Below are 21,400 nucleotides of genomic sequence, written 5' to 3' on the forward strand. Positions count from 1 at the left end.
CTGTAATATGTCACAATCCCCGAACCCCGATTCTAAACGTCCCAACCCACGAGATTATCTGTCTTGTCCCCGCATCAGCGTTTTTATTCCTACACTCCTCGGTATGCTCATTGCCGTTTTCGGCACAGCTTGGACATTCACCCTCGCGTTTAAACCTCAGCCAGCACCTAATCCCAAATCTGGGTTAACTACCCCCTTTTTGGTGGAGACAAGGCAGAAGGCAGACCGGATCTTTAGTGAGGACAGATGGCAGAAGGAAAAAATACTTAAGCTGAAAAGGGGCTTATCAAAGCGGATTTGGGATAGATCCTCTGCCAACGACAAGACAGCCCTCACAACGTTGTCACAGCCCCTCACGAACAGGCTGAAGCCAAGCCATCAGCCGATTGCCCAAGGTGCACCAATGCAGCATCCTGCCTCATACCAAGTTGCGTTCAAACAGCTAAAAAGAGCCTCACCTCCAACCCCTTCCTCATCCTCACTAAAGCTCCCGCTACAAGCAGAGGGGTGTCATTTAACTTGCCTGTGTGAATGCAACTCCGTCTCAAATTCCCAGAACGCCCCCTTGGCAGTCTACCCATTCCTGAGCCAAGAGACGGGCTTGAACTCCGTTCGGATTTTAGAAAAGCTCCCCACCCACAGCCAACGCCAGGAAATCGCTCCAGTTCAAACCCTCGAAACACAACAAGCCAAGCCAATCACTGACAACCCATTAACCCAAAATCAACCCAAACCTTTAACGGAAGCGGGGGCAATTAAACTCAGTCTTTCGGATGTTGTCATTTTGGCTTTAGAGAATAATAGACCGATTAAAAATGCCTACCTCGAACGAATTGCCCAAAGACAAGAACTAGCTGTAGCAGAAGATAAATTTTCTCCTAATTTCACTCCTACCGTGTCCATATCCATTGCACAATTGGGCACAAATCGCAGGGTAACTGATACAGACTTAGGCATTGGGGCAACGGTTTCTGTAAAAGTTCCCACAGGAGGAGAGCTGAGTTTTCGTTGGGCAACCAATGGTCAAACGGTGTCTCAAAATGGCCTGAATCTCGATATCAATGATGACCCTTTTAGCCAAAAGTTACAGCTAAGTTTTAACCAACCCTTATTAAGGGGTTATGGGGTTAACGTGAATCAAGCTTCGGTTGATATTGCTCGGCTGACTGAACAGGTTAATATCCTGGATTTAAAATCTATCCTGACTAACACGATTACCGAAGCCATCCTCGCTTACCGTGAATTAATTCGCGCACAGGAACAACTTAAAATTGCTCAGCTTTCTCTGCAAACAGCCCAAGAATCATTAGCTAATAACCGAATTTTAATTGAGGCAGGTAGACTTGCACCCGTTGATATCGTTCAAAGTGAAACTGAGGTGGCGAGGAGACAAGTCAGTTTAATAGAAGCTGAAAATAACCTTGCCTCCGCTAGATTAGTCCTACTGAATATTGTTGATATTGAGCCAACGGCCGTAATTATAGCCACCGACTCACTGCTCGCACCTGCCGTTTCTTTTAACTCAGATAATCTCAGGCAATTAGCCTTTGAAAATCAGCCAGATTACTTGAAGGCACAGTTGGATTTAGAAAGAACTAAATTGGGCTTGTTGCAAGCGGAAAACAACCGACTTTGGGACTTAAACCTGAATACCAGTTACGGTTATGCCTCAAACAACACCAGCGATCTGCGAATTGGATTAGGGTTGAGCCGTCAAATTGGTGATGTAACAGTAGAACGAGATTTTCAGCGCCGCTTAGTCAACCAACTCCAAGCCGAAAATACTCTCACGGAGCAACGTGAGAGTTTAGATATTCAGTTAATAGATAGGATGAGGGATGTTAATCTGAGTTTCTCTCAGGTAGAACTGGCTAAAAAAGTGACAGAGTCCTCGGAAAAACAACTAGAGATTGCACGAGAAAAACAAAGATTAGGGAGAGATATTACGGTTTTTGAGCTAATCAGACTTCAGGATGATTTAGTCCAAGCCAGAAATGTAGAACTTAATGCAATCATTAACTACCTCAATGCTTTAACCCGATTAGATCAGACCTTAGGCACAACCTTAGAAACTTGGCAAGTAAAGATTGATATGAAATAAGACCTGAAAAGGCTGTTCTAGTCAGTCTCAATCCTTCATGAACCTGTGTTACCTAGTTTCGTCAAAAACACTCGTTTCTTGGCCTATTTCTCCTGCCTCCTCGGCTCTTACTCTCTACTCCCTTAAAACACAACTTGATATTACTACTTGTGTTTCTCTGTGTGTACTCTGTGCACTCTGTGGTTCCTAAAAAACTCATAACTCATATTGATGGCTATAGCACGGTAAGATATTTCTGGTTGATAGCCTCTTATCTTTAATAATGAGCCAGATTTCTTCTTCAACATCTACCCATTCCCGCATCAAACTGTTTGAACAACCCAGTCAATGGCTCTATGCCTTTTGGAAATTCTCGCGTCCTCACACGATTATTGGCACCAGCCTGAGTGTTTTTGCATTGTACCTGATTACTGTGGCAACCACGAATAACCAGGTCACGTTGGAAAGTATAGAGCAACTGCTGGGAGCTTTGCTGTCTTGCTTATGCGGTAATGTCTACATTGTCGGACTCAATCAACTAGAAGATGTAGAAATTGACCAAATTAATAAACCCCATCTTCCGGTTGCAGCCGGTGAATTTTCGCGGCGACAAGGTCAAATCATTGTTGCTGTAACGGGTATTCTCGCCTTACTATTGGCAGGCTTACTAGGGACATGGTTGTTCTTGATGGTAAGTATTAGTTTAGCCATTGGAACGGCTTATTCGCTCCCGCCAATCCGATTGAAGCGATTTCCTTTTTGGGCAGCATTATGTATTTTTTCGGTCAGGGGAGCCATTGTTAATTTAGGGCTGTTTTTGCACTTTAGTGATTGTTTACTGGGGACTGTTCTGTTTCCCACTGCACCCGTGTGGGTGCTAACCTTGTTTATTGTGGTATTTACCTTTGCGATCGCTATCTTCAAAGATATTCCCGATATGGAAGGTGACAAGCAGTACAACATCACCACCTTTACGATCAAACTGGGTCAACAAGCGGTGTTTAATTTGGCTCGTTGGGTGATAACCGTGTGTTATCTAGGGATGCTCATTGCGGGAATATTTTTGCTCCCTGCTTCCGTTAATTCAATTTTTTTGGGTGTTAGCCATCTAGCGTTGTTGGGTATCCTGTGGTGGCGGAGTCGGAGCGTAGACTTGCAAGATAAAATCGCGATCACGCAGTTTTATCAATTTATTTGGAAACTCTTTTTCCTAGAATATTTAATCTTTCCCGCTGCCTGTTTATTATAAACATTGAAGGATGAAGTAGGAAGGATGAAAAATTATTCCTACTTTATCCAGTGGAAATGAGTTTTGAACTCCTATTGCCTCCAATCGCCCAGCTCGATGAAGTAGTTTTAGTGCAAGTTTAAGCGCTAGTTTGCCAATCTTCTCGACTAATTTTGTAAATGACTGCTTCCAGGCCAAAGATTTCTGTCGTCCCAACAAGTTTCTCTCCTAACTTCTCGGCAACCCGCCTTGAAGCCGAATTATCTGGACGAATCAGACTTATTACATAGGATTGCTGCAACTCATTAAAAGCATGAACCATCGCCGCCTTTGCCCCCTCCGTCGCGTAGCCACAGCCCCAGTAAGCTCGTCGCAACGTCCAGCCAATTTCAAATCCCAGCCAGCCCTCCGGTTGCCAGCAGCCGAGGCGACCCATCATTACACCAGTGTGACGTTCCTCGATAGCCCACATCCCGTAGCCCCGTAGCTGCCAGTGACCCAGCATCATCGCCATATTCCGCCAAGCCTCAAAGCGGGATAAGGTCTGCCCATTGCCGATATAACGCATTACTTCGCGATCGGCACACATTTCGGCGTAAGCATCCAGGTCTTTTTCGTTAAATGCGCGTAAGATTAGGCGCTGGGTTTCAAGTTGAGGAATAAGCATTGAGAACTCTCTCTAAACAGGGAACTGTCCGATTTTAGACAAATGATTTCAATTTAATTATCTATAGCAATTCTCTATTGAGTGCAAAACACGTCGTTCGTAGGGGCACGATATTATCGTGCCCTTACCAGTGGTGTAGCTATGAGTAGCTGAAGCCCTTGAGAATTTAAGCAACTAGTTCCTTCTGCTTTCTCAAAGCTCCTAAACGAAGCATCATCGCCAAAACTAATAAGATGACAAAAGGAGAATAGATCAGCATTGATTTGGGAAGATTGACGCTGTATTCAAACAGCAAACCCAGCCAGAAAAAGTGCATTCCAGTATTGTGTAAAATCTTCCAACCCTGTTTGCCTAACCAAGCGGCTGGGCGCTTAAAGGAGGTTACAGTCATAGCAAACAGCAAGATATAGCCAAGTATTCCCAAAGGGTTGGATGGTGGAGCAACTCCAGCCGTTACCAACCATAAACCGAAAAGAGCGATCGCCTGATAAGTATGGGACACCGCCATCGATATCCCCAGATAGCGGCGATTTTTCAGAAGCCATGCTGAGAGTGGAGTTAACCAAAGTTTGCGAAGTGAGGAAGCAACAAACGCACTGAGAAATAGGATGGTTGATGTACGAGCCGTTGCTCGAATTGCCATCCGCATCCCTTTTTCATCAACACCATAAAACAGCCAAATTACGCCAACAATAGTGCCGACTGTCAGCGCCGAAAAACCAACGATGCCCCATCCCTGTAAAGCAAATTTCGTACCTCTCATGCTTGGTAATTCCTTGAATATTGCTGATAGGTACACAATTTAGCGATCGCACCCCAGTGCTGTCTTGCCTAATCTCCCGAAAAATGTCCTAATCTTAAGAATTCAAAGAGCATTTCTATATGCCTTGGGTGTCGTTTTGGTATGTTGGCGAAACACTCTAGTGAAATGACTCTGACTCGTGAAACCGACTTCATGACAGATTTCAACCAGCCTCAATTCCTGCTTTAGCAGCAACTGTTTGGCTTTCTCAATCCGGCATTTCATCACGTACTGATACGGTGTAAGTCCTGTAGATTGTTTGAATAAACTGGCAAAGTAATTCGGACTCATCCGCACAGCAGCAGCTATTTCAGCCAGGGTTAAGTTTTGGTCTAAATGCTCGTTGATGTAGTTAACCGCTTGCCTTAGCTTATATTTGGACAATCCGCCTGTATAGTTTTTAATCTTCTCTGCGTGGGAGCAGTATCGCCTCAGCAAATGTGCGGATAATGCTGTTGCCATAGACTCAGCGTAAAGCCGACTGTCGGTACCGCCAGCTTCTAACTCCGCCATCAGTGCCAGTCCCATGTGCTGAATTAAGGGATCGCATATCTGCAACTGTGGTATTAACTCGACTTGATCTGGGTTCACAGATTCACAAGCCGCACGGGTAAGTGTAGCAGGTTCAAGAAACAATTCGAGTAATGGCACTTCGCGATCGACCTGTGTTTTGGGCAAGGATTGGGTAGCTGGGATAATGCCAATCTCCCCCTTGGCGTAATCTACCTGTTGCCAACGTCCATCGAGTAGATAGGTGGCACGAAAATCATCCAGAGCAATCAGGATAAAGTGCTGACGGAGGTAAGTTTCAGGCATTTCGTCAGCGGGTTCTAGCTCATAGATGAGGTTCAAGCCATCCCATCCTGACTCGAAGCTTGAGAGGAGGTGTAGGTGTACAGGCGGTTCGCTGCTGGACACGGTTGGTCTCGGCTTTAATTTACTGTTTTCAATTTATCAGGGGTTTGGTGCCCAACTAGCTCTAGTCAATGAATGGCAGCAGTTGTTCCAGGAAGCGATCGCTTTCCTGGCGACGAAGGAAACATCGCAAATACTACCCCCAGCATCAATGCAAGAGCAATCAAATAATATTGCATTTAAATTTTCAACAGGATTTTCCTAACTGGTAGAAACTTGAGCTAATTCCAGGGAAAATCACCCATCATCCTTCAATCTATCTATATCCTCTCGATAAATCTCATGAGCAGCAATGTCTTTTAGCAATGAGGAGATATCCTTTTGCTCTCGATACGATCGCTCTTGCAGTTTTTCATAAAGATCGAGTTCTTCAGCATCTGACCAAGTAATATCAGTACGGCGCTCCGGGCGAGTTGCAACATGCATATAATTCCCATCAGGACAAGCCCAGTAGCAGGTTCTGCAAACTTCTAGAATTTGATCAATTCTATTCGGGCAATGTTCGCATTCCCAACTCTTGGAGCGCTGATGAGACCCACACAGAGGTTGGTAATCTTCTACATAAAGTTCCTTTCCCTCGCCTCCTACTATATAGGGGACTCTATGGTCTAACTGTAAAATCCGAACTGGATAGGTTGTATTGCAAATATTACATTTATAGTCGAATCTCTGGAGTACTTCTTGGCGGAATCTTTTTGGAAAGTGTCTTCGGCCTAGAAAACTGTTTTCATCTATAATATCAGCGAGGCTATAAATAGCCATTCGAGATCCAGTCTTGGGATGTCTTCCGTAACTTACTTTAAGACTTACACCAGCCTCCTTCAAATCTTGCGCTGCGCGTGGAGGTTGATCGTAGCCAAGCTGTCCTAGTTCATAGGTACTAACACTTCCATTCTTCAGAATAAGCTCTAAAACTGTCCGAGGACGCTTTCCTAAGCGATTCAGCAATGCTTCATATTTCTTAAGAACTTCTTCATCAGTCATGCTCGGAATCAAACTCGTACAAAAGTTCCCTGAGACTTACTCCTAAGCCATTAGCGAGGTAAACCAAATTTACAAAGGAAATGTTCCTTTCTCCTCGTTCCACACCGCCTATATAGGAGCGATCAAGCCCACACAAGAAACCCAACTCTTCTTGAGATAGTCCCTTGGCAATACGGTACTTTCGGATCAAAGCGCCCAAAAGCAGTAATGCTCGCTTTTCATTCTCTTGCCTGCCCATGTTGCTAGCAGGTATTATGATACTTATAAGTATCATTCCAGTACTTAATGCCGTCTACGGACTATAAGTACCATTTAGTTAGTTGTTTCCGACATGCAGCACGCCAGAGACCGTAATGTTAAAGTTCTAGATTTATATAGCGGCCTTGGCGGATTGAGCTTGGGCTTCGAGATGACGGGTGCCTTCGAGGTGATTGGTGGCATCGATAACTTTGACTGGGCAGTTAAAACGTTTTACCACCATCACAAATTGAATCTACGGCTTATTGGCACACCTCAACACATGTCTTGTCTGGATACGAATGCTGTTCTTGATGATCTTGGTACGATGCCAGACGTAATTGTTGGCGGGCCTCCATGTCAAGGATTCAGTCACGCAGGAAAGCGTTTAGAGGATATGCGAGATGATACTAGAAACCATCAAATCTTCCACTTTTTTAGGTTTATAAAAGATATAAAACCTAAAGTTTTTTTGATGGAAAATGTGAGCGGTATCCTCAACGTTGGGCAATCTAAGAAGAATGACTTGATCAGGAATTTAGTCGCTGAGTACGAAAAACTAGGATATTCAGTGAGTTGGTCGATTCTGAATACGATGAATTACAGAGTTCCTCAATCTCGCAAGAGATTTATTATGGTTGGAGTTCTTGACAGGAAGCAAAAGTTCACTTTTCCTACTCCACCCTGCTCAACTGATTATAGTTTTCCGTCCGAGAGTATATACACCGTTTTAGATGCACTCGGAGACATTCCTAGCCCTACGGACGAGAAGCCTCAACCTTACTCTATCCCTGCAAGTACTGACCTTCAAAGGTTTTTAAGACATAATTCTTCAGGACTTTTCAACCACTTAAACACACGTCACTCTGAGGATATGGTTCAGAGGCTGAAAGCACAAAAGACTGGTACACGCTTATATCCTAATTGGAACCACTCTTGGTATCGCCTCGACCCTTCTCGTCCATCACCAGCAGTAAAAGAAAATCATCGCGCACCCTTTGTTCACTTCTGTGAACCTAGAGCAACTTCACCACGAGAATGTGCACGCCTACAAACAATTCCAGATCGATACGAGTTGCTGGGCACAAAAACAGCACAGTTAATCATGATTGGTAATGCAGTTCCTCCTGTTTTTGCTGCTCACCTAGCAACAGCCATAGCTGAGCAGTTCTTCAATATTAGACCTCATAGCCCTTGGGATCTGGTTTCTAATCCTATGCAGGCAAATAGAAGTTTAGTAGCTGGCGTTGTTGGGTGAACGCTGGGAGTTATCGCCATGAATGTGCTGTGAGCCAGACCGAGAACTCTACCTTGAAGTTCCAGTTGAGACTTACGAAACGTTCTTCAGGCGCGAGACGGTGCGAGAAATGACTCAAGCTTACCGTCTCAAAATTGCAGTTTATAACCCAGACTTGGAGGCGATCGAGCAATGGATCGAGTAGAACAATACCGAGGCTATATCAAACAACTCCTAACAGAATATGCCAGCTATAAGTCCCTGAACAAAACAATCGAGCGGCAATTTGTTTGTGATACCGAAAACGACCACTATCAAATTGTAAACATGGGGTGGGACGGGCATCGCCGCATCTATGGCTGTACTATCCACATTGATATCAAAAATGGCAAAATCTGGATTCAGCACAACATGACCGAAATCGATCTAGCCCAAGAATTAGTCAGCCTCGGTGTTCCCAAAGAGGATATTGTGCTAGGGTTTCATTCACCCTTCATGCGGCAGTTTACCGACTATGCCGTTAGCTGAAATGTTAATGAAGTAGATACCGTTGCAATGCTCAGCGATCGCAATCCGTCTTGAAGAACCGCTTGATTTGCTCATTAGCTGGAGGTTGCGGCTGGGGCGTAAAATCAGGAAAGCTTGAGTCTGTATGACGCGACACTAAGGTTTACCGCAAATGGGCAAAGTTTACCTGGTAGGTGCAGGGCCGGGAAATATTGAATATCTCACAATTCGGGCACAGCAGTTGCTGGAACAAGCTGAGGTACTCATCTACGATGCCTTAGTCGATGAGAGGCTATTAACGTTAGTGCCTCCCAACTGCCTTAAATTTGATATGGGGAAGCGGGGTGGACGCCCCAGCCCATCCCAATCCGAGATTAACCAGTTGATGGTAGAACAGTGTCGGCAGGGCAAACAGGTTGTCAGGCTCAAAAGTGGCGATCCCTTTATTTTTGGTCGCGCTACCTCGGAAATCTTGTCCTTGCAGGAAGCTAACTGTCCGTTTGAGGTAGTGCCGGGAATTTCCTCAGCCCTTGCGGCACCGTTACTCGCTGGAATTCCCCTAACAGATACCGTACTCAGCCGAGGCTTTGCGGTGGTGAGCGCCCATGAACCAGAAGAGTTGGACTGGGAAGCGTTAGCACGGCTGGAGACATTGGTGATTTTGATGGGTACACGCCATCTGGGGGAAATTGTCAAGCAATTGCAACGCCATAAGCGATCGCCTGCTTCCCCCATTGCCGTGATTCGCGCTTGCGGACGCCCCGAACAACAAGTTTGGATTGGCACTTTAAAGGATATTGTTCAGCAAACAACGGGTGTTTCCCTCTCCCCGGCAGTGATTGTCATCGGTGAAGTGGTGGGGCTACGAGACTATTTGCAATCGCCCAGTGAACAAGAAGTGCCCTCTTCTCAGGAAGCCGTCAGCCGTGAAGAGTTGAGGGTGGAAAAGTGGGACGTTAAACCTTTGCCCGAATTGAACGTTAACCCGTTGCCCGTTGAAGAGTTACCCGTCTTAAACCTGGAACAGTGGAACGTTGAACCTTCACCCGAATTTAATGATGACAGGTTGCCTGTTGAAGAGTCACCCGGATTAAACCTGGAAAAGTTGGACGTTACACCTTTATCGGAATTGAATGTTGACAAGTCACCCGATGAAGAGTCACAAGATTTGAAGATTAAACAACTCAACATTGACATTTCAGAAGCACTGAACGTTAACCCGTTGCCGATTGAAGCTGCTCCAGAACGCTGGCAACCGATCAACCAACCCTTCGACGACGGCTACGTCGAACAACCTGTAATCTCTCCTAACCCAGAACCTGCGAACGTGCAACCTTCAACCCTCACTCCATCGTTACCACTGACGGGTAAAACCGTATTAGTCACCCGTTCGGCTGGACAATCTAGCCATTTTAGCCGCCTTCTGCAACAAGAAGGAGCCGAGGTGATTGAAATGCCTGCATTGGTGATTACGCCGCCGTCCAGTTGGGATGAGTTGGATCATGCGATCGCACAACTCTATAACTTTGATTGGTTAATTCTCACCTCTGGCAATGGCGTTGAGTACTTTTTTGAACGACTGCACGCCCAAAAGAAGAATAACCGTGCCTTAGGTACGGTGCAAATTGCGGTGGTGGGCAAAAAAACAGCCGCGAGTCTGAAAGCACACGGATTGGAGCCTGACTTTATTCCTCCCAATTTTGTGGCAGATTCCCTCGTCGAACACTTCCCGGAACCCCTAGAGGGTAAAAGAGTGTTGTTTCCCCGCGTGGAAAGCGGGGGCAGAGATGTCTTGGTGAAGCAGATTACAGCCCAAGGTGCAGAAGTCACGGAAGTTGCCGCCTATGAGTCGGGTTGCCCTGCCCAAATGGCACCCGCCGCCTTAGCAGCTCTGCAACAACAAAGGGTAGATATTATCACCTTTGCTAGTTCCAAAACGGTTAAGCACTTTGTTCAACTGTTAGAAACATCCCTGCGGGGAGATACCCAAGGGTTTCCTATGGCCCAATCCCGACTCCAAAACGTCTGTATCGCCTCCATTGGGCCTCAAACGTCCATCACTTGCCGTCAACTATTGGGGCGAGTGGATGTTGAAGCCCAGGAATATACTTTAGAAGGTCTGATTCAGGCGATTGTGCAGTGGACAACAGACAGATATTGACGCTTTCATCTCAGGACGCAAGTAGGTCGGATAAGCTTAATCTCAAGATATCTTTAATATCATTGCTCAGGGCACGGATACAAAATACTTGGAAACTGAGATTCCTTCTAAGATTAAGGAGGATAATAGCAAAGTAATCTCTTCTGGACAAACCCAGGTCTAGGAAGAGGTTTTTCTGATCCGAGAACCAGAGCGAAGGTATCTCTCCACACAAAATCTCTACCGCAACCATTAAACAGAGGTGGTTGATTTAATCGCCATGGCGCAGGACATCACCGAACAGAAACGGCTTCTTGAAGAACTTAAACGAGAAAAAGAAGATTTATCCGCACTCATTACCGTCACAACCAATGGCATTAGCACGTTGCATTTAGAAGAACTATTGGACGTGCTACTTCAGCGCATTGTGCAAGTGATGCGTGCCGATGCTGCCGTCATTCTTTTGAAAAAAGATAACCAGCTTTATGTCGGCTCCAGTCTAGGGATAGATGCAGAATCTCGCTTAAGTAATATTATCCCCATTGGGGAAGGTTTTGCGGGTACAATCGCAGCCACAAGGCAGCCGCTTTACATTGAAGATGCTCAAACCGACTCGCGCCTGATTGCCCTCAAACCCGGTAACATTCGTTCTATTCTGGGTGTCCCACTGCAACACCAGGGCGAATTAGTGGGTGTCCTGCATGTGGATTGGAAGAGTATTCATCCCCAAAGCGATTGCCCAAGGGGCACCGCCCAAGGCGATCGCGAACTTCACCTGTTGGAAATTACCGCCGAACGCTGTACGATGGCAATTCTCAACGCCCAGTTGTACGAACACACCAAACAGCTGCAAGAACGCCTTCAGCTCCAAATTAACCATATGCCGATCGCCTGTATTATGAGCGATCACCAATTGTGCGTCACGGACTGGAATGCCTCGGCTGAAAAAATCTTTGGCTTTAGCAAACAAGAGGCACTGGGGCAAAAATTGTGTGAGTTAATCGCTCCTGTAGCCGTTCGTCCGCACCTAGAAACGAGTTTTCGACAACTGGTGGCGGGGGAGAAGACGGTACACAGTGTCAACGAAAGCTTAACCCAAGATGGACGTATCATCATCTGTGAATGGTATCACACGCCCCTCAAAGAAGCCGATGGCACGGTCGTTGCTATGCTTTCCATGGCGCAAGACATCACGGAGCGCAAGCAAACCGAAGCACAATTGTGGCGCTATGCCTATTACGACGCGGTCACCGGTTTGCCCAACCGGGCTTTATTCTCAGAACGTTTAGAACAGCGAATCGAAGCGGCAAAACAGGATAAGGCTGATTTATTTGCAGTTCTGCTGCTCAAGCTAGAACACTTTGAGATGGTCAAGTATAGCCTGGGGCACAACGTGGCAGATCAATTAATGATTGCCACGGCTCGACGACTAGAGGCGTACCTACAACCGAGCGCCACATTGGCACGAGTGGGGCCAGATGAGTTTGCCATTCTCCTGGCGGAACTGCAAAATAATGATGAAGCCACGGAGCGAGCCGATGGCATTCACCGACTTTTGATCTTACCGTTCGACCTCCAGGGACGTGAGGTATTTTCTACCTCCAGCATTGGAATTGCTTTGGGTGGGACAGATGAATTCAAATGTATCACTTCTGAGCCGGAGCTTTTGCCCAACTCATCCCCAGAAATTCCCCATCCATCTTCATCGTCTCAGGAACTCAACTGTTCTGATCGACCCGAAGATTTTTTACGGGCGGCTGATACAGCAAGGCATCATGCCAAAGTTCAGGCACATGTGAGTCATGCTGTCTTTAATCCTGCCATGCACGAACAAGCTGTGGCACGCTTTCAGTTAGAAACAGACTTACGACGAGCGATCGAACGCCAGCCGTTTCAGGTGCACTATCAGCCCATCGTCTCTTTAGAGATGGGTAAAATAACGGGTTTTGAAGCCCTAGTGCGTTGGATTCATCCCACACGAGGCATGGTGTCACCCATGGAGTTTATTCCCCTAGCTGAAGAAACAGGATTAATCAGCTTTATCGATTGGTGGGTACTGCGAGAAGCTTGCACTCAGTTAAGGATTTGGCAACAGCTATTTGGTGAAGATTCAGCATCTTTAACGATGAGCGTAAATTTTTCTGGCTTGCACCTAGTGCAGTTGGGTTTATTGGAACGCATTGATCACGTTTTGCGAGAAACGGGTGTCGAAGGATGTAATTTGAAGTTAGAGATTACGGAAAGTGGTTTACTCAAAAACGCCACCTCTGGAACTGAAATTTTACAGCAGCTCAAAACCCTGGGAGTGAAACTCTCCATTGATGACTTTGGTACTGGCTATTCGTCTTTAGCACGTTTGCATCAGTTACCCATTGATACGTTAAAGATTGACCGTTCTTTTGTTAGTCGCATGGGTCATGAGGGAGAGAGTTTAGAAATTATCCGAGCCATTATGATGTTGGCTCATAGTTTAGAAATGGATGTGATTGCTGAAGGTGTGGAAACGCCAGAGCAGCTATCACGGTTGCGAGCGCTTAATTGTGAGTATGCACAAGGCTATTTCTTCTCTCGACCGGTGGATAGTAAGCAAGCTGAAGAGTTGTTAGCTGCTCAGTTACAGTGGTGACGCCGCACGTTATTATTTGTGATCGGTTATTTGTTTCAATGAGGTCAAAATAGGTTTTTTTTGAGCTAGAATTAATATTTCTATAATTTTGCTCCGATAGGGAGATTCTTCAGTAAAAGTGAGATTGAATCAGGAGCGCAATTAACAGGGGTAAGGGGTAGTTTTGGGATGGCAATCTATCTGGGGCGTTGGGGTTGGGGATTAGGGTTAGCAGGAGTTTTAGTAGGGGGTGAAGCTAACTTTTTAGGAAGTCAGACTTTAGCTCAAATTACACCTGATTCTACTTTAGGAACAGAAAGTTCTGTTGTTACACCTAACGTTAATGTTAGGGGATTTCCTGCTGAGCGAATAGATGGGGGAGCCGTTCGAGGGGCTAATTTGTTCCACAGCTTTCAGGAATTCAATGTTGGGGATGAACAGCGAGTTTACTTTGCTAATCCAACGGGAATTGACAACATTCTCAGTCGAGTGACAGGTAATAACCTCTCTAACATTCTGGGAACATTGGGGGTAGATGGGGGAGCCAATTTATTTTTGCTCAATCCCAACGGCATTATTTTTGGCTCGAATGCTCAACTGGATATCGCGGGTTCGTTTGTGGCGAGTACGGCGAATCGTGTGGTGTTTGATAATGGTTTTGAGTTCAATGCAAAGAACCCAACAGCACCGCCACTATTAACAGTCAATGTTCCTCTGGGTGTGCAGTATGGGACAAATCAACCACGAACCACTATTACTAACACTGGGAATTTAGCAGCAGGAGAAAATTTAACTTTAGATGCTGGAAATCTTGATTTACAGGGTCAACTTCAATCCGGAAATAACTTAACGTTGCAAGCACAAGATACGGTTAAGATTCGGGATAGTGTCACTAATCCATTTATTGCGGCTGCTGGGGGACAATTACTAATTCAGGGGAATCAAATTGTTGATATTTTTGCTTTGAATCATCCTAATAGTGGGTTGTATTCCGATGGAGATATGGTATTGCGAAGTACCAATCCTGTAATGGGTGATGCTCATTATTGGGGTGGTGGGAATTTTCGGATTGAACAGTTGGCTGGAAGTTTGGGGAATTTAGTGAGTCCTAGTGACCCGATTATTCGTGCTAGTGGAGATGTTAGTTTCACAAATTATACCGGAGCTTCACTGCATATTTTAGCAGGAGGTTCAGTCAGTATTAATAATGTGACGATTACAGGTGGAGATATAACAGGAAATGCAATTGTAGAAGATGTTACTTTATCGAATGGTACACCTCTGAGTATCAGAGGTACCACTCAACCAACTCTAGACGTTCGGGCAGGAACTACTGCATTTAATCCTATAGGAAATATAGGTGGGCCTCTTCCCGCAGGACTTACTACTACTGCAACTCCAACTAGTGCCAATATCACCATAGGCAATATAGATGTAACTGCTCCTAATAGTCTTGTCTTTCTAACCAATCAGTACCAACCCAACACAACATTGCCTGGTGGAAACATTCAAGTTACAACAATCGATACTCGCAGCAATGCTGGTAATGGTGGTAATGTCTTTATCGATTCTCGCGGTAACATTACACTCCCTGGTAATGGCTTCATCAACACATCTTCTTCGGCTAGCAATGCTGGTAATGTCACTTTAATTGCTAATGGCTCATTTTCCTCTACAGGTGGCGATATTGGCAGCACCATTAGTTCAAGGGTTGGGGCTAAGGGAGGTGACATCAACATTCAGGCGGAGTCACTTTTCCTATCAAATGCTGCTGTTTTGGAAAATTCTGTTAGTTCTGGCGGGATAGGAAATGCTGGCAACGTGAATATTAATGTCCGCAACAGTGTTACGCTTACTCAAACCAATTACGGAGCAAACCCCACTTTAATTGAGAGTAAAGTAGCCTCTGGGGCAGTGGGTAATGGGGGTAACATTAATATACGAGCTGGGTCACTTTTGATTGAGGGGACGGCTGCACTGCAAACCTATACCGATTCTAATGGGCGGGGAAATGCTGGTAACGTCTTTGTCCAGGTTGATGACTCTGTATCTTTCATAGATGGTGGTCTTATTTATAGTGCTGTATCAACAGGAGGTCAAGGAAACGCTGGAACGATTCAGATCTTTGCCCCTAATTCAGTAACTATGTCTGGAGTGAATCCTTCTAGAGGAGGGAATGGAGGCATTTCTAGCGGCTTGTTTGCTAATACTTGGGCAGGTACAAGCGGTCAAGCGGGGAGTATTAATGTCAACACAGGTGTCCTGAGTGTGCAAAATGGTGCAGTTGTGGACGCCTCAACAGCCAATGCTAGTGATGGCGGTAGTGTGACAATTGGTGCTAATCGCTTAGAGCTAACAGGTGGTGGACAAATTCTCTCCGTCACTCGTGGTAGTGGCAATGCAGGTAGTGTTAACCTCAATATTGCTGATACTATCACCATTTCTGGAAGTGACCCGTCCTTCGAGAGCCGATTGAGGCGATTTGGACGAGATGTAGTTACAAACGAAGCCGATGCTAGTGGCATATATGCTGGTGGGACTATTTTTGGTTCTACAGGAAACGGTGGGAACCTATCCATTAATGCAAGGCAGCTCAATGTTAGTAATAAGGGAGAAGTTAGTACTAGTGTTGGTGGTACGGGGAGAGCTGGAGACATATCAATCGCAACTACAGACTCAGTCAATGTCAGCAGTGAAGGCAAGATCATCACATTATCCACTCAAGGAAACGGCGGCAACTTATCCATTAGCACCGGACAGTTGAATGTGAGCGATGAGCTAAGCGTTATCGCAACTGTTAGCGGTAAAGAGAATGCCGGAGACTTATCAATCATCGCGACGGACTCAGTGAACGTCGTCAATGGAGGTGGTATCACTACATTTGTAGGTAAGTCAAGTACTGGAAATAGTGGCACCTTATTCATCCGCACCAGAGAGTTAAATGTCAGGGATAGGGGAGAAATCACCACGGCTTCCGAGGGTACAGGAGATTCTGGAAAAATATCAGTTATAGCCACAGACTCTGTGAATGTGGTTAACCAGAGTGGTATTAGTACATCCTCAAGCGGCACAGGACTTGCAGGCGCTCTTGATATAACTACAGGGAAACTCAGCATTCGGGATGGCTCACTTGTTTTCACCAGTCCTCTTGGATCTGGTGCTGGAGGTGATCTCAGTGTACGCGCTACCGATTCAATTGAAGTAGTTAATGGCAGTGCACTTTCTACCTCGACTAATGGCAGTGGTGACGCGGGAAATGTAATTATTAACACCCAAAACTTACTGGTAGATAGCAACAGCAAGCTTTCTGCCGATACATTTAGTAGTGGTCAAGGTGGAGATATGACCATTAACACCGCAAGGCTATCCGTTCGCAATGGTGGGGAAGTTTCCACTGGTGTTTATCTTAACAGTAGTGGTAATGGCGGAAAATTAACTGTAAATGCCACTGATTCCGTAGACCTCAATGGGGGAAGCTTAGCTACTTTAACAGTTGGTTCTGGCGCTGCCGGAGAAATGGACATTAACACTAGGAGATTGACTGCCCAAAATGGAGGACGAGTAGAAGCTCGAACGGCTGGTTTAAGTCCGGGAGGAACTATAAAAGTAAATGCTTCGGAGTCTATCGAATTAATTGGTCAAGGCGCTGCCATATCTTCATTTAGCGATCGCAGTAGCTTTGGTGGTGCACCTAGCGGTAACGTCAACCTTACCTCTGGGGAATTGATTATCCGCGATGGCGCAGAGGTCACTACAGCAACGTTGGGTCGAGGCAAGGGGGGTGATATTCGAGTGCAAGCTAACTCCCTGTCCCTCAGCAATAACGGAAGTATCACTAGCCAGAGTACGGGAGAGGTTAACGCGGGTAATGCAGGGGATATCAATCTCACGCTTCAGGGTAACTTGCGCTCCAATGGTGGCATCATTTCTGCAACCTCTTTTCGAGCTGGGGGTGGTGATATTAAATTTCAAGCTGATGATATCCGCCTTCGCGACGGCAGCCTCATCAGCACGAGCGTCTTTGATAGCACAGGCGGTGGCGGCAACATCGCAATTGACTCCACCGTCTTCCTCGCCATAGAAGACAGTGACATTCTCGCCAATGCAGAAGCTGGGCCGGGAGGCGATATTACCATTAACTCTTCAGCATTTTTAGCTGACCTGTTTTCTAGTGGCGCAGCCGTACCCGTCGGTCGCAACCCTGGCGATTTGGGTCGGTTTCGGGGCAATGGGCGGAACGATATCTCTGTCTCTGCGGGGTTTCGGGGCAATGATCGAGTTGATATTTCTGCTGATTCACGAACAGGTACCAATGGGACTGTCACCATCCGTGGTTCGTTTTCTGAGCGAAGAGTGAACCCGTTGCCATCTTGGGTTGATGCAGAAGACTTAATTGACCGGCGTTGTACTCCTCACAACAGCGCACGCAAAAGCAGCTTTACGATGACAGGACGTGGTGGTTTGCCTCCTAGTCCCAATGATCCCCTGACTAATCAGGAAGTTTTGGTGGATTGGATTACCCTCACAGGCAGGCAAGCAAACGGTAATGGTGAGGCTACGCGTACCCAGCCCACCCATTCTCATCCACAGCAACTGGTGGAGGCGCAGGGTTGGGTGATGAATTCAGATGGGCAGGTGATTCTGACCGCTTCTGTACCCACCGTCACGCCGGGGAGTTCTGGGTTAGCATTCCCATCTTGTGACGATAACGAGACGGCTACCGATTGAATGAGTGAAATGCAGCACGAGGAAAGAGGGCACGCTCATCTCGTGCCCCTACATAAATTTGTAGTTGAATGGATTTTGATAAAGTAGGGGCACAACATTGTTGTGTCCTTAGAGCTTATATCACAATGAGGGAATTCCAAAAATCCCAGCGCCGAATTGGTTTAACGGGTGGCATTGGTACGGGAAAAACAACTATCTCCAATTACCTGGCACACCATCATCAACTTCCCGTTTTAGATGCCGATATTTATTCTAGAGAAGCCGTGCAACCCGCTTCGCCTATCCTCACCCAAATTTTTGAACGCTATGGCGTCAGTGTGCGCTTAGCCGATGGCACGCTCAACCGCAAACGCTTGGGTGAGATTATATTCAATAACCTCGATGAAAAGCAGTGGTTAGAGCAACAAATCCATCCTTATGTGCGCGATCGCTTCCAATCAGAACTCGATACTTTAATCGCTCCCACTGTTGTCTTAGTCATACCGTTATTATTTGAAGCCGAGATGACGGACTTAGTAACGGAAATTTGGGTAGTTAGTTGTTCCCCCGAACAACAGTTACAACGGATGATGACACGCGATCGCCTCTCCCTGGAACAAGCTCAAGCCCGCATCAATAACCAACGTCCCCTAGAAGAAAAAATTGCTCGTGCTGATGTTGTATTCGATAATTCCTCCACACTAGAACCTCTACTTAAACAGGTCGATTTATTGATTGTGGGGAATAGGGTGATGGATACGTAATAATTAATCACCAATTCCCAATGTCCAATCTTGAATCACTTCAACTAACTGGTCAATTTCTTCCCGTAGAGTAAAGTAGTGAACACAAGCGCGGACACAGTCTGGGTCGAGAATGGTTCGGAGCATGAACCCCTTTTGTTCGAGAAATTCTACTAATTGCTTGTGAGAACGTCCGTTCGTTAATACAAACGAAACCAGACCCGCTTGTGGCGGTGAAGTACACAGGCAACGGACAGACTCTAGCTGAGATAAACGTTGCCAAAGGTACTCACTTCCTTGACAAATTTGCTCGTACCGTTCTTCAGATGTTCCCCATTGCTGATGAGTTGCGATCGCAGCACGCAATCCTGCATACAAGGGGTAAGCTGATGTTGCCACTTCAAAGCGTTGACCGTTAGACTTCCAGCCTAGGGGTTTACCTGTTACATCACTGACAATTCCTCGCCAACCGATGAAGGTCGGGTGAATACTGCCTAAGGCATCGGGTCGGATGTAAAGACCACCCAAACCTTCAGGCCCACACCACCACTTGTGACCTGTAAACGCATAAAAGTCTGCTCCCAATTCAGTTAAATTTAAAGGCAGAGAACCCACCGACTGCGCCGCATCAACCAGAACTCTGATGATATGGGAACCTGTAGCATAATTTCGGCAGGCATCAACAATCTCCCTAACGGGTAACACTTGACCCGTATTCCACAGCAGATGACTCAGCACCACCAATCGAGTCCGGGGTCTTAGGTGCTGTGCAATAACGGCTGTCGGGTCTCCCTGATTGAGGGTTTCCTGGATGGGACAGGTGGAGATTTCGATATTAAACCGACGAGCGAGTTCTCGTGCGATCGCGATAACACCTGGATGCTCACAATCCGTCAGCAGTAAGTGGTCTCCAGCTTGCCAGTCAATCCCCCACAGGGGAATATTGCAACCCACTGTCACATCTTCCGTGAGTGTGATCGATTCTACAGGTACGCCTAATTCTGAGGCGATCGCCACTCTTGTTTTGTTACCTTCTTCCGTAATCCAAGTATTCACGCCAGCACAGAATGGCCCATGTAGCTGGATATATTCATAAACATTTTGGATCGCCGCTAACGAGGCTTGAGGCAGCGTGCCTTGACCCCCAAAGTTAAAATACGTTTTATTAGCTAAAGCCGGAAATTGCTGCCGATGGCGCTCAAGTTGCGTTGGCGCAGGGTAGATGCCAGTCATAGAACCAGTGCGAAAGAACAAGACATCCCATTTTATCGCTCTGGTCACGGGTCAGTGGTGTCCTTTTGCCTCGTGCAACACCTAAATAGAATTGGGGATCTAATGCTTCAACCCTTTTGCTTCGGTCGATCCAGCCAATACCCTGAGCTGACACTGCGGGTAGATTCGGTTATCGTAGAAGTTACGTAACAAACTTGTGTTTTTTAATGTGTTAGTCTTTGTAATACATTTATGTATTACCGAGTCTTGCTGCCGAAGTGTATCCCCACCAGGCTTACACATTAAGTGCATCTCTAGAACAGGATTTGCGACGCGATTGGGGTGGACATTCCAAATTCCGAAAAAGTATTCAGTGGCAGTCTCTACCAGCAACCTAACCAGAACCACAGCTTCTGCTTAGAGGCAGTGGCGATGAGCCTGAAAGTTTAAACTTTTTCTTACAGGTGATTAGCCAACTCCTGTCAACCTATCGGCAAAGATGCCTGCGGTCGGTACTAACCTTCGTTGGAATAGGCGGCAGACGTTTCTTCACTCTTGATACTTCTGTTAATCCCGCCGTGCACCTGCCACTTCTGACTCTGTGTCTGGCATCGCCCTGGAAATTACTGAAGCCTTACTAATTTAAGGTAATGACCTGATGACGTGTTCACTTAATCAAGCTTTCCCATGGGTCAAACAATGCTCATCCGCTTAAATGAGGCAGTCAGCTCTCCAATCGAGCTGCTTCTAAGCAGCTTACCAAACTTTTATTATGCAGGAATTGTGTGAGGATAACCAGACATGAGTAAAGTATTGCTAGTTGAAGATAATCCCTCTCAGTCGCAGTTGATGGAGAGTTACCTGCGAGAGGGGGGACACACGGTCATTCGTCTTAACAATGCTAAAGAAGCTTTGAATAAGGCGCTTGAACATAAACCCGATGTAATTGTGACCGATGTGGTAATGCCTGGAATGAGCGGTTTTGAGTTATGTCGCCGCATCAAAAATAACCCATCAACCACCAAAATTCCTATTGTAATTTGTTCTTCAAAAGACCAGGAAATCGACCGTTTGTGGGGCATGAAGCAAGGAGCTGATGCCTACTTAACAAAGCCTTTCTCTAGAGAGCAGCTTGTTCGTGCTGTCAACTTAGCTGTGGTTTGAGTCAAAAAAACTCAGGACTCAGCTTATTTTGTAAAATGCCAGTGGTTCAGATCCCCGACTTCTCTAAGAAATCGGGGATCTATGCTTTAAAGGGCAAGGGATAATACCCATCCTTTTGGATAACCCCCTGATTCCCCAAAGGAGGATGAAACAGGGAAAGAGATTGTTTAGT

Annotated in this window: 16 protein-coding genes; 10 read left to right on the top strand and 6 right to left on the bottom strand. The window is 46.1% G+C overall.

From position 1 onward, the window contains the following. Positions 1–7: 7 nt before the first annotated feature. Positions 8–2,101, top strand: coding sequence for a TolC family protein (locus tag NDI48_06900; protein MEP0830938.1), 2,094 nt, complete (start codon positions 8–10; stop codon positions 2,099–2,101). A 262-nt stretch (positions 2,102–2,363) separates the two neighbouring features. Further along, positions 2,364–3,329, top strand: a complete 966-nt coding sequence (locus NDI48_06905; protein ID MEP0830939.1) for a homogentisate phytyltransferase — start codon at positions 2,364–2,366, stop codon at positions 3,327–3,329. 118 nt (positions 3,330–3,447) lie between these two features. Here NDI48_06905 and NDI48_06910 read toward each other — a convergent pair whose 3' ends face one another. The 5 genes from NDI48_06910 to NDI48_06930 form a co-directional block, all read right to left on the bottom strand. Further along, positions 3,448–3,975 carry a GNAT family N-acetyltransferase gene (locus NDI48_06910; GenBank protein ID MEP0830940.1) on the bottom strand — a complete coding sequence of 176 codons (528 nt, stop codon included), beginning with the start codon at positions 3,973–3,975 and terminating at the stop codon, positions 3,448–3,450. Positions 3,976–4,141: 166 nt separating this feature from the next. Further along, positions 4,142–4,738, bottom strand: coding sequence for a hypothetical protein (locus NDI48_06915; GenBank protein ID MEP0830941.1), 597 nt, complete (start codon positions 4,736–4,738; stop codon positions 4,142–4,144). Positions 4,739–4,840: 102 nt separating this feature from the next. After that, positions 4,841–5,695 (bottom strand): AraC family transcriptional regulator, encoded by an 855-nt coding sequence (locus NDI48_06920; protein MEP0830942.1) that lies wholly within the window; start codon positions 5,693–5,695, stop codon positions 4,841–4,843. A 234-nt stretch (positions 5,696–5,929) separates the two neighbouring features. Next, positions 5,930–6,676, bottom strand: a complete 747-nt coding sequence (locus tag NDI48_06925; GenBank protein ID MEP0830943.1) for an HNH endonuclease — start codon at positions 6,674–6,676, stop codon at positions 5,930–5,932. Beyond that, positions 6,669–6,914: a helix-turn-helix domain-containing protein gene (locus NDI48_06930; GenBank protein ID MEP0830944.1), complete on the bottom strand. Its 246-nt coding sequence runs from the start codon at positions 6,912–6,914 to the stop codon at positions 6,669–6,671. The genes NDI48_06925 and NDI48_06930 overlap by 8 nt, the downstream gene beginning before the upstream one ends. Before the next feature lie 93 nt (positions 6,915–7,007). Here NDI48_06930 and NDI48_06935 point away from each other — a divergent pair, with 93 nt between their 5' ends. From NDI48_06935 to coaE, 7 genes are all read left to right on the top strand, one after another. After that, a complete protein-coding gene (locus tag NDI48_06935; GenBank protein MEP0830945.1) occupies positions 7,008–8,171 on the top strand; it encodes a DNA cytosine methyltransferase in 1,164 nt (387 codons plus the stop codon). Between the two features lie 22 nt (positions 8,172–8,193). Then, the gene (locus tag NDI48_06940) at positions 8,194–8,355 is read left to right on the top strand and encodes a XisH protein (GenBank protein ID MEP0830946.1); all 162 of its coding nucleotides are present in this window, start codon (positions 8,194–8,196) and stop codon (positions 8,353–8,355) included. After that, on the top strand, positions 8,343–8,678 hold the full coding sequence (locus NDI48_06945; protein MEP0830947.1) for a XisI protein: 336 nt from the start codon (positions 8,343–8,345) through the stop codon (positions 8,676–8,678). Before NDI48_06940 ends, NDI48_06945 begins: the two co-directional genes overlap by 13 nt. Positions 8,679–8,829: 151 nt before the next feature. Further along, on the top strand, positions 8,830–10,818 hold the full coding sequence (gene cobA, locus NDI48_06950; GenBank protein MEP0830948.1) for a uroporphyrinogen-III C-methyltransferase: 1,989 nt from the start codon (positions 8,830–8,832) through the stop codon (positions 10,816–10,818). Positions 10,819–11,077: 259 nt separating this feature from the next. Then, on the top strand, positions 11,078–13,423 hold the full coding sequence (locus NDI48_06955) for an EAL domain-containing protein (protein MEP0830949.1): 2,346 nt from the start codon (positions 11,078–11,080) through the stop codon (positions 13,421–13,423). Between the two features lie 168 nt (positions 13,424–13,591). Continuing rightward, entirely contained in the window at positions 13,592–18,130 is a 4,539-nt protein-coding gene (locus NDI48_06960; GenBank protein MEP0830950.1) for a filamentous hemagglutinin N-terminal domain-containing protein, read from the top strand. Between the two features lie 125 nt (positions 18,131–18,255). Beyond that, positions 18,256–18,873, top strand: a complete 618-nt coding sequence (gene coaE / locus NDI48_06965) for a dephospho-CoA kinase (GenBank protein MEP0830951.1) — start codon at positions 18,256–18,258, stop codon at positions 18,871–18,873. Positions 18,874–18,876: 3 nt separating this feature from the next. Here coaE and NDI48_06970 read toward each other — a convergent pair whose 3' ends face one another. Beyond that, the gene (locus tag NDI48_06970; GenBank protein MEP0830952.1) at positions 18,877–20,085 is read right to left on the bottom strand and encodes an aminotransferase class V-fold PLP-dependent enzyme; all 1,209 of its coding nucleotides are present in this window, start codon (positions 20,083–20,085) and stop codon (positions 18,877–18,879) included. A gap of 780 nt (positions 20,086–20,865) precedes the next feature. Here NDI48_06970 and NDI48_06975 point away from each other — a divergent pair. Next, a complete protein-coding gene (locus tag NDI48_06975) occupies positions 20,866–21,228 on the top strand; it encodes a response regulator (protein MEP0830953.1) in 363 nt (120 codons plus the stop codon). The last annotated feature ends 172 nt before the right edge of the window (positions 21,229–21,400 follow it).

Origin of the sequence: Microcoleus sp. AS-A8 (assembly GCA_039962225.1) — a bacterium.
Classification (GTDB): domain Bacteria; phylum Cyanobacteriota; class Cyanobacteriia; order Cyanobacteriales; family Coleofasciculaceae; genus Allocoleopsis.